We start from the raw sequence: 14,151 nt of genomic DNA on the forward strand, positions 1-14,151 counted from the left end.
CCCTTGGTCGCCCCGCAGGCGAGCCCGGCAATCGCCATGCCCTCGATCAGGCAGAAGGGATCGCCCTCCATCAGCATCCGGTCGGCGAAGGTGGCGCTGTCGCCCTCGTCGGCGTTGCAGACGATGTATTTCTGGTCGCCCGGCGCCTCGGAGACCGTCTTCCACTTGATCCCCGTCGGGAAGCCCGCGCCGCCCCGGCCCCGCAGGCCGGACTCCGTCACTTCGGCCACGATCTCGGCCTTGGTCATGCCTTTGGCACGCTCCAGCCCCACCAGCCCGCCATGCGCGCGATAGTCGTCCAGCGACAAGGGGTCGATCACCCCCACCCGGGCAAAGGTCAGCCGCGTCTGCCCCTTCATCCAGGGCAGCTCCTCGACCAGCCCCAGCGCCTTCGGATGCGCCGACAGGTCGCCGAACAGCCCCGGCACGTCGGCCAGCGTCATCGGACCAAAGCCCACCCGGCCCTTGTCCGTCACCACCTCGACCAGCGGCTCCAGCCAGACCATCCCGCGCGAGCCGTTGCGCACGACCTGAACGGTAACCCCGCGCGCCGCGCCCTGCGCCACGATGGCCTCGGCCAGCTTGTCGGCCCCCAGCGCAACCGCCGCCGAATCCAGAGGAACGAAGACCTTCATTTCGCCACCTCCGCGACCACGGTTTCATCCACCCGGCCCACCAGCCGGCCATCGACCATCGCCGCCGGCCCGCAGGCGCAGAGGCCAAGGCAGAACACCGGCTCCAGCGTCACGCGACCGTCCGCCGTGGTTTCATGCCAGTCGATCCCGAGCGCCTTCTTGATCCGGTCCGCCACCGCATCCGCACCCATGGTCTGACAGGCCTCGGCCCGGCAAAGCTTGATCACATGCCGCCCGGCCGGCTTTTCGCGGAAATCGTGGTAGAAGCTGACGACCCCATGCACCTCGGCCTTCGACAGCATCAGCGCCTTGGCGATCTGCGGCACGGCGGATTCCGGGATGTATCCGAACGCCTCCTGCACCTCGTGGAGGATCGGCAACAGCGGCCCCTCCAGCCCCTGATGGGCCTCAAGGATCTCGGCAATCCGGCCGGACTGTACGTGGGAATCGAGCATGCGGGCAAACCTCTGGCTGGCATGCACATGTATACGCCAATTGATAGGATTCTCAATTTCGATATACCGTCAGTTGATAGACACCGCCTATCGAAACAGCCGCACCGCCTCGTCGATCAGCGCCTGCAATACTGGCGTCTGCGGGTCGCGCCGGGCGGCGATCAGGCCAACCGTATGTTCGGCTTCGGGTTCGACGATCGGGATCGAGGCCAGCCGCCCGTCGGCCACGAACATGTCGGCCAGCTTCTTCGGCACGATGGACGCCCAGCGCCCGGTCAGCACATGGGCCACCAGCGCCATGGTCGAGTTCGACTCGATCATCGGCGCCGCATCCACCCCGGCCTCGCCGAGGTGCTGGTTGACGATCCGCCGGTTCTGCATGTCCGACGTCAACAGGCACAGGGGCACCGTGGAAAGCTCCGCCCAGCTGACCTGCCGGCGATGCGCCAGTTCCGCCCCCGGTGCGATCAGCAGCCGGTAGAACTCGGTGTAAAGCGGCACCTGAGCGACCCGGCCCAGGGGTTCGTTGTCCAGGTAGGTGATCCCCGCCTCCAGATCCAGCGCCTCGATCCCGGTCAGGATCTCGACGCTGGTCCGCGACAGGATCGAGACGCGGACGTTGGGATGCTTCTGGGTGAAGGGGCCGGTCAGGTCGGCCACCATCGGCAGCGCCGTGGGGATAACGCCCAGGCGCAGGTTGCCCGACAGCCCGCTGCGCACCACCCGCATCTCGTCCTTCAGCGCGCGCACGTCGCCGATGATGCCCAGTGCCCGGTCCAGCACCCGCTGGCCTTCCGGCGTCAGGCCCTGGAACCGGCTGCCGCGAAACACCAGCTGCACGCCCAGCTGATCCTCCAGCTGCCGGATCGCGCTGGACAGCGACGGCTGCGTCACCCCGCAGACCTCGGCCGCGCGGCCGAAATGCCGTTCCTTGGCCAGGGCGATGAACATTTCCAGCTTGTCGATCATGCGCCAGACCCTGCCGCGCGCCGCCCTTGCCCGCAAGGCCCTTACCGCTTACCTCTGGCCCATGCGCCGTTTCATTCCCTTCCTGCCGAAACCCGCCTTCGTCCCGGTGATCCGCCTTGGCGGCACCATCGGCACCGGCGCCCGCAGCCTGAACGACGAGGCTCTTGCACCCCTCATTGAGAAGGCCTTCCGCATCAAGCCCACCGCCGTGGCGCTCCAGGTCAATTCCCCCGGCGGCTCGGCCGTGCAATCCAGCCTGATCGCCGCGCGCATCCGGCGGCTCGCAGACGAGAAGAAGGTGCCCGTGCATGCCTTCGTCGAGGATGTGGCGGCCTCGGGCGGCTACTGGCTCGCCTGCGCGGCGGATGACATCTGGGTGGACCAGAGCAGCCTGGTCGGATCGATCGGCGTGATCTTCGCCTCGTTCGGCTTCCCGGAACTGATGGCGCGTCAAGGCGTCGAGCGGCGCGTCGTGACGGCGGGCAAGTCGAAAAGCTTCGCCGACCCCTTCCTCCCGCAGAAGCCCGAGGACGTGGAGCGGCTGAAGTCCCTGCAAACCCCGATCCACCAGGCCTTCATCGACCATGTCCGCCGCAGCCGGGGCAAGCGTCTGGATGAGACCGCCGACCTCTTCAACGCCGACATCTGGACCGGACAGCAATCGGTGGACCTTGGCCTGACCGACGGCGTGGCGCATCTGGTCCCGAAGCTGAAGGCGCTTTACGGCGAGAAGGTCAAGCTCATCCCGTTTGGCCGCCGGCGCAGCCTGTTCCAGCGGCTTGGCCTGTCGCTGGTGGACGAGACCCTCGGCGCCATCGAGGACCGGGCGCTCTGGGCGCGGTACGGGCTGTAGATGCTGTTCAAGATCATCACCCTGTTCCTGGCCGGCATGGTGCTGGTTGCCCTGATCGGTCGCGTGCTGTTCCCCTCGGCCCTTCCGAAAGCGCTGCGCAAACGCGAAGGCCCCCCTCGCTGCGGCACATGCGGGCGCTATCTGATCGGCCAGAAGACATGCGACTGCGGAGGCAAGGCGAAATGACGGCGCTGGTAACGGGGGCAGGCAAGCGGCTGGGCCGGGCGATGGCGCTGTATCTGGCAGAGCGCGGCCATGATGTCGCCGTGCATTATTCCAGTTCCGCCGAGGCGGCCGAGTCCGTTGCCGCCGAGATCCGCGCCCTGGGCCGCCGCGCCCGGACCTTCCGGGCGGATCTGCTGGTCGAGGCCGAGACCCAGGCGCTGATCCCCGCCGCGACCGAGGCCCTCGGTCCGCTGACGGTGCTGGTCAACAATGCCTCGATCTTCGAATACGACCGGATCGACACCGCGACCCGGGAAAGCTGGGACCGGCACATCGAGTCGAACCTGCGCGCGCCCTATGTGCTGACGCAGGCCTTCGCGCGCCAATGCCCCCCGGCCAGGCTCGACCCGGCGGGAGAGCCGCTTGCCCAGGGCCTGATCGTCAACATGATCGACCAGCGCATCCTGAAGCTGACGCCGGAGTTTTCCACCTATACCATCGCCAAGATGGGTCTCTGGGCGCTGACGCAGACCAGCGCCCAGGGCCTTGCGCCGAACATCCGGGTGAACGCCATCGGCCCCGGCCCCACTCTGAAAGGCGGCCGTCAGACCGAAGACCACTTCGCGCGCCAACGCGCCGCGACGGTGCTGAAGCGTGGCGCCAACCCGTCCGACATCACCGCCGCGCTTGGATTCTTCCTCGACAGCCCCGGCGTGACCGGTCAGTTCATCGCCGTCGATGGCGGGCAGCATCTCGGGTGGAAGACCCCGGATGTTCTGGGCGTTGAATAGCCCCGAAATCCCGACGCCGCGGCAACTTGTCCACTTCTCACGAACCTGTCACGGCTTGGTCACAATTCGTTTGGAATTTCAGGGATTTGCATGATCAACAAAAAATTTTTTCATATTAATCAATCCCTTGATAAACCGCCTAAAAAATGGGCAAGTTCACGAAACGGGCCGAAAACAAGGGAAAATCCGTAATCCCGAAATCTTCTCCGCAGAGTTATCCCCAGATTCCGTGGACAGGTTTCCTCTTGCCTCCACCTCGGTTCGGTGGCAGCCCCAAGCGAGAATCGACAGGCCCAAAACCATGGACGACAGACCCCGCAGCGGACATGAGGTGATCCAGGATTACCTGAAGACGCTCGACGGCTCTCCGGGCGTCTACCGGATGCTGAACGCAGCCTCCGAGGTGCTGTATGTCGGCAAGGCGCGCAACCTGAAAGCACGTGTCACGAACTACGCCCGGCCCTCCGGCCATTCGGCGCGGATTGCCCGGATGATCCACGAAACCGCCTCGATGATGTTCCTGACCACGCGGACGGAACTCGAGGCGCTTCTCCTCGAACAGAACCTCATCAAGCAGCTGAAGCCGCGCTACAACGTGCTTCTGCGCGACGACAAGAGCTTCCCCAACATCCTGATCTCGGCCGAGCACCCCTTTCCGCAGATCAAGAAGCACCGCGGCAAGAAGTCCGAGAAGGGCGCCTACTTCGGCCCCTTCGCCTCAGCGGGCGCGGTGAACCGCACCCTGAACCAGCTTCAGAAGGTCTTCCTCCTCCGCAATTGCTCGGACGCGATGTTCGACAGCCGCACCCGCCCCTGCCTGCAATACCAGATCAAGCGCTGCTCGGCCCCCTGCGTCGGCAAGATCAGCGTCGAGGGCTATGCGGGTCTTGTCGAGGACGCCAAGCGGTTCCTCGAAGGCAAGACGACCAGCGTGCAGGCCGACCTCGCCCGCGACATGGCCGCCGCCTCGGAGGCGATGGAATTCGAACGCGCCGCCGCGCTCCGCGACCGGATCAAGGCGCTGACCCAGGTCCAGCAGTCCCAGGGCATCAACCCGCAGGGCGTCTCCGAGGCCGACGTCGTCGCGCTCCACCTCGAACACGGCCAGGCCTGCGTGCAGGTCTTCTTCATCCGCGCCAACCAGTCCTGGGGCAACCGCGACTTCTACCCCAAGACCGGCGCGGGCGCGGAGGAGCCCGAGATCCTCGAGGCCTTCCTCACCCAGTTCTACGACGACAAGGACCCGCCCCGCCTGATCCTGTTGTCGCATGCGGTGGACAACCCCGACCTGGTGACCGAGGCGCTCTCCGCCCGCGCCGGCCGCAAGGTTGAACTCGCCGTCCCCCAGCGCGGCGAGAAGGCGGAACTGGTCGAAAACGCGGTGCGAAACGCCCGCGAAAGCCTCGCCCGCCGGATGGCCGAGTCCACCACGCAGAACAAGCTTCTCACCGGCCTCGCCGAAGCCTTCGACCTCGACGCCCCGCCGCAGCGGATCGAGGTCTACGACAACTCCCACATCCAGGGCGCCCATGCCGTGGGCGGGATGATCGTCGCCGGGCCGGAAGGCTTTCTGAAATCGCAATACCGCAAGTTCAACATCAAGTCCGAGGCCGGGGCCAATTCCGACGACTTCGGCATGATGAAGGAAGTCCTGACCCGCCGCTTCGAGCGCCTGCTGAAGGAAGACCCCGACCGCAAGACCGACATGTGGCCCGACCTGTTGCTGATCGACGGCGGCGCCGGGCAGGTGTCGGCGGTGGCCGAGATCATGTCCGAACTGGGCGTCGAGGACATCGCGATGGTCGGCGTCGCCAAGGGCATCGACCGCGACGCCGGGAAAGAGGAATTCCACCGCCCCGGCGAACGCCCCTTCGCCCTGCAGAGGAACGACCCCGTCCTCTACTTCATCCAGCGCCTGCGGGATGAGGCCCACCGCTGGGCCATCGGCGCCCACCGCGCCAAACGGGCGAAGGCAGTGTCCGTGACGCCGCTGGACGACATCCCCGGCATCGGAGCCACCCGCAAACGCGCCCTACTCCAGCATTTCGGGTCAGCGAAGGCCGTTGCGCGGGCGGGGGTCGAGGACCTGCAAGCCGTGGACGGCATCTCCCAGGCCATGGCCAAGACCATCGCGGACTACTTCTCTGCGAAGGGGTGACCCGTAGGTCGGGCTTCAGCCCGACTCCCTTTGTCATCCCCGCGAAGGCGGAGATCCATCCGCTAATGTCCGTATGCCGACTTTCGCGGGAAGGACACAATCACTTGCACCCTCCAATTGAGAAACTGCCGGGACCGAGATTGTTTGACAACTCATTGTCGTCAATTGCTCCGCTCTTCCCGCTCAATCGCCTATGCGGATTCATGTAGCTACACAATCACCCCAACACCCCCTCAACCCGCCCCTCCGTCACCGCCTCCCGCGTGATCTCCAGCGTCACCGCCTTAAACCGCACCCCCTCCCAAAACACAGCCGCAAGGTCCGCCGGGTCCACCTCCCGCACCGTCTCGGGCTTGGTGATGTCGTCAAAGGTCACCAGCATCGGATACTGAAACTCCGGCACGGCGATCACTCCCGCAGCTCTGTCCCGCCGGTAATGGACCTCGCTGAAAAGCGCCTCGTCCAGCACGCGCCCCTCGCGACCGGCGATCGAAGCGGCGGCGACTGACCCCATATACTCCGTCGTCCCCGCGCCTTTGAGAAGCGCAAATAGGTACCGCCCCGGCGTGACCTCGACCACCACCGCTTCGCCGGTCAGGTCGTAGCTCCAGCCCATGCCATCCCAACGGATCCAGTGCTTGCGCCAACTGACCGCGCTGACCGATGAGGCCGAGACCTCTCCCGCCGGGGTCTCGACAGTGATGGTCAGCTTCTGGTGCCAGCTATACCTTCCGGTCGTGAAGACCATCCAGGCCAAGGCAAACAGCACCGCCGCAACAACCAGAACCTTCTTCATCCCAAATCACCCAACCTCAACCGCACCGCCTCAACCTACCACACCCCCGCTCCCCCACACCCTCCGAAACCCCATACGGCTTCATGTCCCCAAATATCCCCGCCGGAGGCATCCCCCGCCCACCCCCGGCGCTCCCCCAGCCCCCTCAGCGCATCAGAAGCCCCAAGCACCTCCCCTCCCCCTCCGTGGGGAGGGGCCGGGGGTGGGGGGCACGCGGCCAGCCCCGATTCGCGGCGGATGGTTAACGCCCTTCCGTGCATACGCGCGTATGCATGGAGTGTAGGCGCGATGTAGACGCAAAGAAGACGCCGTATCTACAGCCAACCCCTTGATCTAACGCACCGAACGCCGCCCCAGCGGCTACTTCACCACAAACCCATGCGCAAACGGATCGCGGTCGTCGATGAAGATCGTGTTGATTCCCGTCTGCCGCGCCCAGCCGGCGATAGAGGGGACAATCGCTTCCCTCCCGGCAACGGTGACGGAAGCCTCGACGCGCCCCTTGAAGATCGACCCGATGATGCTCTCATGGTGGAACTCGTCGCCGACGCTAAGCTTCCCCTTCGCCGCCAGCTGCGCCATCCGGGCCGAGGTTCCGGTCCCGCAAGGGCTGCGGTCAATCGCTTTTTCCCCGTAGAACACCGCGTTGCGCGCATGGGCCCCCGGCACCGTGGGCTTGCCGGTCCACAGGATATGGCTCAGCCCCCGGATCTGCGGATGCTCGGGATGCACGAACTCATACTTCGCATTCAGCGCGGCCCTCAGCTTCGGCGACCACCCCACCAGCTCCCCCGCCGTATGGTCTGCCATGTCGCGGAAGGCCTTCTGCGGCTCCACAATCGCATAGAAGTTGCCGCCATAGGCCACGTCCACCGCGACCTCACCCAGGCCCTCAACTTCCGCCGTAAGCCCTTCTGCATAAAGGAAACCCGGCACGTTGGTCAGCCGCACTTCCTCGACGAACCGCCCGTCCTGTATATACGAAACCTCGACCTTCCCAGCCGGAGCATCCACCGCCAGCCGCCCCGGCTCGCGCGGGGTGATCAGCCCGTTCTCCAGCCCCATCGTCACCGTCCCGATCAGCCCATGCCCGCACATCGGCAGGCAGCCCGAGGTCTCGATGAACAGCACCCCCACGTCGCAATCCGCCCGCGTCGGCGGATAGAGGATCGAGCCCGACATCATGTCGTGCCCCCGGGGTTCAAACATCAGCCCGGTGCGGATCCAGTCGAACTCCCGCAGGAAATGCGCCCGGCGTTCCAGCATCGTCGCGCCTTCCAGCCGGGGGCCGCCGCCCGAGACCAGCCGCACCGGATTGCCGCAGGTGTGCCCGTCGAGGCAGGAGAACGTATATACGGCCATGTCAGAACCTCTGGGACGAAAATGCGTCTAGATTGATCGCGGGCGATACATCGGTCAACAAGTCCGCCACCAGCCGCGCGGTGCCCGCGCTTTGGGTTAGGCCCAGATGCCCGTGACCGAATGCATATACAACGTTGGGGGAGGCCTTTGACCGCCCTATTGCGGGCAGGCTGTCGGGCAGCGAGGGGCGGAAGCCCATCCACTGGGTCCCACCCCCGGTCTTCAGGTCCGGCAGAAAAGCCTTTGCCTTCCGCAACATGGCCTCAGACCGCTTGAAGTTCGGCGGCAGGGACAGCCCGCCCAACTCCACCGCACCGCCCACCCGGATGCCCGTGGACAGGCGCGAGATGACAAAGCCGTGGCCGCCAAAGGTGATCTGGCAGCGGAGGTCCAGCGCCCCGGGCGGCAGCGTGGTGTTATAGCCGCGTTCGGTCTCCAGCGGGATGCGCTCGCCCAGCGTGGCGGCGATGCGGTGCGAAAAGGCCCCGGCGGCAAGGACGACCTTGTCGGCGCTCATCGGCTCGTCCGTGGTCTGTATCGACACGCCCTCACCCTGCGGCGCCAAGCCCGTGACCTCGGCCTGCAGGATCGTCCCGCCCTGGGCGCGGAACCGCTCGGCCAGCGCCTGTACATACAGCTTCGGGTCGGCGATGGACCACCAACCGGGGGTGAATGTGCCCTTGATGAAGCGCGGCGAGAGGCCCGGTTGCAGCGCAGCCATCTCCTCCGGTCCCATGTGCCGGAACTCGATCCCGTGGGCGGTGCGGGCCTCCCAGCCGGGCAGCGAGGCGCGGAATTCCGCCTCGCTCTCGTAGACCTGCAGGTTGCCGTCCTTGCGCAGCATCGGCAGCGTGCCGGTGGACGCAAGGAACGGCTCCAGCTCGGCGCGGCTCAGGTCCATCAGCGCGGTCTGGGCAGAGGTCGAGGCCGCGACGGCCCGGGGCGAACAGGCCCGCCAGAAGCGATACAGCCACGGGGCGATCCGCAACGCATAGGCGGGCGGGATGGTCAGCGGGCCAAGCGGATCCAGCAGCCATTTCGGCGCCGTGCGCAGGATGCCGGGCGAGGCCAGCGGCAGGATGTCGGTGAAGGCGAAGGCCCCGGCGTTGCCAGCCGAAGCCCCGGCGGCGGGGCCTTCCCGGTCGATGACCGTGACCGACAGACCCCGCGCCTGCGCCATCAGCGCGGCGGACAGGCCGATGACCCCGGCCCCGATGACGGTGACCTTCATCTCAGGCGGCGTATTTCCGCGCCTCCGGCTGCTTGGCCCAATCGGCATACCAGGCGTCGAACATCTTCAGTTGCGCCTCGATGAAGCCCTTCTGGCTGGCCGACAGTTCATCGCCCTCGTTGAAGTGGTGGATATAGGCCGTCTCGCCGCGCAGGACCATCATGTGCTTGAAGAACAAGACCAGGTCCGGGCCCGCGTCCACCTCGGACAGGACCTGCATCGCCTGGTCCAGCTCATAGGCCAGCCGCCGCGCCTCGGCATCGCCCTTCTGGGCGGCACGGCACAGGGACACCAGATGCAGCACCTCGCGCGGGAGCACGTTGCCGATCCCGGTGATCGCGCCGTCGGCGTTGCAGTTGACATAGCCGTGGTAGACCGCCGTATCGACACCGATCATCAGCTTCAGGTCGGGCGAGGCGCCGGTGATCGCGCTCGCCGCATAGGACAGGTCGTCATAGCCGCCGAATTCCTTGAAGCCGACCAGGTTCGGATGCTCGGCGCGGATCTGGAAGAACAGGTCGGCCTTGGTGGAATAGCCGTAATAGGGGCTGTTGTAGATCACCGCCGGCAGGTTCGGTGCGGCGGAAAGGACCGCCTTGAAGTGCAGCCGCTGCGCCGCGACCACCGTGCCGCGCGACAACAGGCGCGGGATCACCATCAGCCCGTGCGCGCCCACCTTCTGGGCATGAGCCGCGATCGCCGCGGCGGTCTGCGTGTTCACCGCGCCGGTGCCGACGACGACCTTGATGCCCGCCCTCACCAGCCGTTCCACCCCCTCCATCCGCTGTTCGGTGGTCAGAAGCGGCCAGTCGCCCATGGAGCCGCAGTAAACGACCGCCGACATGCCCAGACCCACAAGCTCTTTCGCCTTGGCGACCAGGGTGTCGAAGTCAGGCGTGCGGTCCGCCTTGCAGGGGGTCATCAGGGCCGGGATGGTGCCCGAGAAGATATCCGAGTTCATGCGCCACTCCTCCGTTTTGCCGATGATTCCCGCCGACGTGACATTCAGCATAGGCTTTGTATTTTATTTGTCGACAAGAATCTCACAGCGGAACATCGCGCCGCAGATCGCGCGCGATCATCGCCTGGATCTGCTGCACGATCTTGTCGGCATGGTCCTTGGCCAGGCGATCGCATGTATCCACATCGCGGTCGGCGAGGGCGGCGATGATCGCCTCGTGCTCTTGTATATACGGATGCGGCAGGCGCGGCTCGAAGGCCGGATAGTAGTAGAGGCGCAGGATCCGGCGACCTTCATCAAGAAGGCGCGCGAAGAGTTGCAGGTAATAGGGATTGCGGCCCGCCTCGGCGATGGCGATGTGGAAATCGCGGTTCAGCCGGATCATCCCGGCCGTGTCTCCGGACAGGACCGCCCGCGAAAAGTCGTGCTGGCGCCCGCGAATGGTGGCAAGGTCGGCATCGTCATGGAACTCGGCCGCAAGTCGGGTCGTCATGCGGTACATCAGGGTCAGGGCGTCGAAGAAGTGATGCAGGTTCGGAAAGTCGATCTGCGACACGACCGTCGAGCGGTTGGGCAGAAGCGTCACCAGCCCCTCGGAGGCCAGCCGGACCAGAGCCTCGCGAATGGGCGTGCGCGACATCGACAGCCGCTCGGCCAGTCCGATCTCGTCCACCGGCTCTCCGGGTTGCAGCACGAGATCCAGTATCTCCTCGCGCAGCCTTTCATAGACCAGGCGGGCTCCGGTCCCGCGCTTGCGCTCTTGCAGGTCGTCACTGGTCGTCATCTGGCCCCCTGATCGAGAAACGAATACAGCACAGGCCCGGCAGAGCAACGGATTTGTCTGGATAGGCGCACCTTCACCGGAAACTGGCACAGGCGGATGTCAATTGATTGAAATCCATACGCTTTCACACAGGGCACGATCTTCGTGCCATCCTGTTACCACACCAGTCTAGCACAAGGCCCACACAAGGACATCCGTTACCATGACCGGGCGCAACATTTGTTTTGATATTTCTGGAAATACCGAATTAAATGCGGTCATGGATACGGACCTTGCCGCCGCGCGTCTTGCAGCCCTGGGCAGCCCGACCCGCCTTCGGCTTTACCGGCTGCTCGTGCGGGCGGGCGAACCCGGGCAGACCATGGGTCAGATCCAGGAGCAGCTCGGCATCCCGGGATCGACCCTGTCGCATCATTGCCGGGCGCTGGTGCAGGTCGGCCTGATCCGGCAGCAGCGTGTCGGGACCTCGCTGATCTGTCATGCCAACTACCCTGTCATGCGGGCCCTGATCGAGCACCTGGCCGCCGAATGTTGCGCGGGGGCGTCCGGCGCGGGAGATCGGTCCCCGGAATGAGAGTTTCGCCTGCCCGCAAAGGCTGGATCGTCGCCGCGTTGGGCACGGCGCAGACCATCGGTTGGGCCTCCAGCTATTATGTGCCCGCCGTGCTGGCCGCGCCGATGGCGGCAAGCTTCCGGCTGTCGCCGGTCTGGGTGTTCGGCGCCTTCTCGATGGCGATGGTCGTCTCGGCGACGGTCGGACCCTGGGCCGGGGCTCGAATCGACCGGATCGGCGGGCGGGGCGTTCTGATCCTGTCCAACATTGTCTTCGCCGCCGGGCTGGCCCTGTTGGCCGTCGCGGACTCGCCAGGCCTTCTGTTCCTGGGCTGGGCGGTGATCGGGATGGGTATGGGGATGGGGCTATACGAAGCGGCCTTCGCCACCCTGGCCGGAATCTATGGCAAGGAGGCGCGCGGCCCGATCACCGGCATCACCCTGATCGCCGGCTTTGCCAGCACGGTGGGCTGGCCGCTGTCGGGTCTGATGCTGGCGACCTGGGGCTGGCGCGAGGCCTGCCTGGGCTGGGCGCTGATCCATCTGGCGCTGGCCCTGCCTTTGAACGCGCTGCTCCCGAAGGGAACGGAACGGATCGTGCCGAACATGGCCGAGACCGCGGACGGCCCGCCGCCCTCGCGGCTGGCGCTCTGGCTTCTGGCCTTTGTCTTCGCCGTGACCTGGTTCAACTCGACCGCGATGGCCGCGCATCTGCCGGGCCTGTTGCAGGCGGCGGGGGCGAGCAGCGCCATGGCGATCGCCGCCGGGGCGCTGATCGGCCCGGCGCAGGTGGCGGCGCGGGTGCTGGAGTTCGGGCTTCTGCGACGGTTCCATCCGCTGATCTCGGCCCGGCTGGCGGCCTCGGCGCATCCGCTGGCCGCCGTCTGCCTGGTGGGGTTCGGCGGGCCTGCCGCCTATGCCTTCGCGCTCTTGCACGGGGCGGGGAACGGGATCCTGACCATCGCCAAGGGCACCCTGCCGCTGGCGCTGTTCGGCGCGGCCGGCTATGGCGCGCGGCTGGGCTGGCTGAATGCCCCGGCGCGGGTCTTGCAGGCCGCCGCGCCGCTGGTCTTCGGCGCGGCGCTGGCGGCCTGGGGCTTGCAAGCGATCTGGCTGACCGCGGGGATCGGGGTGCTGGCGACGCTGGCGCTTCTGGCGATCAGGCGCGGCTGAGCCTGCGGGCCGCCAGCCAGCTTGCCAGCGCCATGACCCCCGCCGTGGCCAGGCACAGCGGCAACCCGCCGACCTGGTAGCTGAGGCCCGACAGAAGCGTCCCGATCAGCCGCCCCGCCGCATTGGCCATGTAGTAGAAGCCCACGTCGCGCGTGATCCGTTCGGCCGATCCGAAGGCGAGGATCAGGTAGGAATGGACCGAAGAATTGACCGCGAAGACAAAGCCGAAGAGCAGGAGGCCCGCGATCAGCGTCGCGGTCAGCCAGGGCGCCGGGCCGCCTGCCGCCAGGGCCGCCGCGGCCAGAAGGAAGGGGATCGGCACCAGCAATCCCGCCCAGAGGATCGCCTTGCGGGTCGTCTCGGCCTGCGCCTGACCCTTGGCGCCCAGCAGGCGTGGGGCAGCGGCCTGCACCGCGCCATAGGCGATGATCCACAGCGCGAGGAACCCGCCAATCAGGAAGAAGGCCGCGCGCCGGCCCTCGGGGGTGCCGTCGGACAGCACCGCCTGGAAATAGACCGGGATGCCGACGACGAACCATACGTCTCGCGCGCCGAACAGGAACATGCGGGCGAGGCTGAGCCGGTTCACCCGCGCGTCCTTCGACCGCCAGCCGCCCCAGGCCTCGTCCGCCTTCATCCGCCCCGGCAGGCCCGCAGGCAGGAACAGGACCACCGCAACCAGGATGACGGCCAGCACCGCGGCCATCCCCCAGACCGCCGCCCGGAACCCCGCCAGCGCCAGAAGCGCCGCGCCCAGGAAGAACCCCAGGCCCTTCACCGCGTTCTTCGACCCGGTGAGCAGGGCAACCCAGCGGAACAGCCCGCCGTCCTCCTTCGGCGCGAGGAGTTTCACGGCCGATTTCGACGACATCTTGGCCAGGTCCTTGGCCACGCCCGACACGCCCTGCACCGCCATCACGAAGGCGACCGAGGCCGGGATCGACCAGGCGGGGTCCAGCTGCGCGAGCGCCACGAGGGCGCCGATCTGCAAGGCGAGCCCGCCGTAAAGCGTCGCTGCCAGGCCGAAGCGCGCGGCGAGCCAGCCGGCTGCAAGGTTGGTGACGATGCCGGCGACTTCGTAGAGGAGGAACAGCCAGGCCAACTGTATCGGCGTGAAGCCGAGGCTGTTAAAGTGGAGCAGGACCAGCATCCTGAGCGCGCCATCCGACAGCATGAAGGCCCAGTAGGCCGCGGTGACGGCGGCATAGGCTCGGATGGGGTTCGGTGCGGTCATCGGCGGCGCCTGTGGCTGGCGGGCGGACCGGG

Annotated in this window: 14 protein-coding genes and 1 pseudogene; 6 read left to right on the forward strand and 9 right to left on the reverse strand. The window is 66.6% G+C overall.

Features of this window, described 5'->3' with window-relative positions; genetic code table 11:
- The 3 genes and pseudogenes from ACK4IU_RS17410 to ACK4IU_RS17420 form a co-directional block, all read right to left on the reverse strand.
- Nucleotides 1–635 (reverse strand): annotated as a pseudogene (locus ACK4IU_RS17410) (formate dehydrogenase); the annotation flags it as partial.
- On the reverse strand, nucleotides 632–1,090 hold the full coding sequence (locus tag ACK4IU_RS17415) for a formate dehydrogenase subunit gamma (protein WP_409737709.1): 459 nt from the start codon (nucleotides 1,088–1,090) through the stop codon (nucleotides 632–634). The gene ACK4IU_RS17415 and the pseudogene ACK4IU_RS17410, both read right to left, overlap by 4 nt.
- An 87-nt stretch (nucleotides 1,091–1,177) precedes the next feature.
- Nucleotides 1,178–2,059, reverse strand: coding sequence for a LysR family transcriptional regulator (locus tag ACK4IU_RS17420; protein WP_409737712.1), 882 nt, complete (start codon nucleotides 2,057–2,059; stop codon nucleotides 1,178–1,180).
- A 61-nt stretch (nucleotides 2,060–2,120) separates the two neighbouring features.
- On the opposite strand from ACK4IU_RS17420, the gene ACK4IU_RS17425 reads away from it, so the two are divergent.
- The 4 genes from ACK4IU_RS17425 to uvrC all read left to right on the forward strand — a co-directional run bounded on the left by ACK4IU_RS17425 (nucleotide 2,121) and on the right by uvrC (nucleotide 6,026).
- On the forward strand, nucleotides 2,121–2,912 hold the full coding sequence (locus ACK4IU_RS17425) for a S49 family peptidase (RefSeq protein WP_409737744.1): 792 nt from the start codon (nucleotides 2,121–2,123) through the stop codon (nucleotides 2,910–2,912).
- A complete protein-coding gene (locus tag ACK4IU_RS17430; protein ID WP_409737715.1) occupies nucleotides 2,913–3,098 on the forward strand; it encodes a hypothetical protein in 186 nt (61 codons plus the stop codon).
- Nucleotides 3,095–3,868: an SDR family oxidoreductase gene (locus ACK4IU_RS17435; protein WP_409737718.1), complete on the forward strand. Its 774-nt coding sequence runs from the start codon at nucleotides 3,095–3,097 to the stop codon at nucleotides 3,866–3,868. The genes ACK4IU_RS17430 and ACK4IU_RS17435 overlap by 4 nt, the downstream gene beginning before the upstream one ends.
- A gap of 301 nt (nucleotides 3,869–4,169) precedes the next feature.
- Nucleotides 4,170–6,026, forward strand: a complete 1,857-nt coding sequence (gene uvrC, locus ACK4IU_RS17440; RefSeq protein WP_409737721.1) for an excinuclease ABC subunit UvrC — start codon at nucleotides 4,170–4,172, stop codon at nucleotides 6,024–6,026.
- A 217-nt stretch (nucleotides 6,027–6,243) separates the two neighbouring features.
- Here the strand turns inward: uvrC and ACK4IU_RS17445 are convergent, their stop codons facing one another.
- The 5 genes from ACK4IU_RS17445 to ACK4IU_RS17465 all read right to left on the reverse strand — a co-directional run bounded on the left by ACK4IU_RS17445 (nucleotide 6,244) and on the right by ACK4IU_RS17465 (nucleotide 11,160).
- Entirely contained in the window at nucleotides 6,244–6,822 is a 579-nt protein-coding gene (locus ACK4IU_RS17445) for a hypothetical protein (protein WP_409737724.1), read from the reverse strand.
- Between the two features lie 360 nt (nucleotides 6,823–7,182).
- Nucleotides 7,183–8,184 (reverse strand): 4-hydroxyproline epimerase, encoded by a 1,002-nt coding sequence (locus tag ACK4IU_RS17450; protein WP_409737727.1) that lies wholly within the window; start codon nucleotides 8,182–8,184, stop codon nucleotides 7,183–7,185.
- A gap of 1 nt (nucleotide 8,185) precedes the next feature.
- Nucleotides 8,186–9,415, reverse strand: a complete 1,230-nt coding sequence (locus tag ACK4IU_RS17455; protein ID WP_409737730.1) for an NAD(P)/FAD-dependent oxidoreductase — start codon at nucleotides 9,413–9,415, stop codon at nucleotides 8,186–8,188.
- A gap of 1 nt (nucleotide 9,416) precedes the next feature.
- Nucleotides 9,417–10,376, reverse strand: coding sequence for a dihydrodipicolinate synthase family protein (locus ACK4IU_RS17460; RefSeq protein WP_409737733.1), 960 nt, complete (start codon nucleotides 10,374–10,376; stop codon nucleotides 9,417–9,419).
- Between the two features lie 82 nt (nucleotides 10,377–10,458).
- Nucleotides 10,459–11,160, reverse strand: coding sequence for a GntR family transcriptional regulator (locus ACK4IU_RS17465; protein ID WP_409737736.1), 702 nt, complete (start codon nucleotides 11,158–11,160; stop codon nucleotides 10,459–10,461).
- 259 nt (nucleotides 11,161–11,419) lie between these two features.
- Here ACK4IU_RS17465 and ACK4IU_RS17470 point away from each other — a divergent pair, with 259 nt between their 5' ends.
- Entirely contained in the window at nucleotides 11,420–11,734 is a 315-nt protein-coding gene (locus ACK4IU_RS17470) for an ArsR/SmtB family transcription factor (protein WP_409737739.1), read from the forward strand.
- Entirely contained in the window at nucleotides 11,731–12,885 is a 1,155-nt protein-coding gene (locus tag ACK4IU_RS17475; protein ID WP_409737741.1) for an MFS transporter, read from the forward strand. The genes ACK4IU_RS17470 and ACK4IU_RS17475 overlap by 4 nt, the downstream gene beginning before the upstream one ends.
- On the opposite strand, the gene arsJ is transcribed toward ACK4IU_RS17475, so the two are convergent.
- Nucleotides 12,872–14,119 carry an organoarsenical effux MFS transporter ArsJ gene (gene arsJ, locus ACK4IU_RS17480; protein WP_409737747.1) on the reverse strand — a complete coding sequence of 416 codons (1,248 nt, stop codon included), beginning with the start codon at nucleotides 14,117–14,119 and terminating at the stop codon, nucleotides 12,872–12,874. The genes ACK4IU_RS17475 and arsJ overlap by 14 nt on opposite strands.
- Between the last annotated feature and the right edge of the window lie 32 nt (nucleotides 14,120–14,151).

The organism is Tabrizicola flagellatus, assembly GCF_046295235.1.
Taxonomy (GTDB): domain Bacteria; phylum Pseudomonadota; class Alphaproteobacteria; order Rhodobacterales; family Rhodobacteraceae; genus Tabrizicola; species Tabrizicola flagellata_A.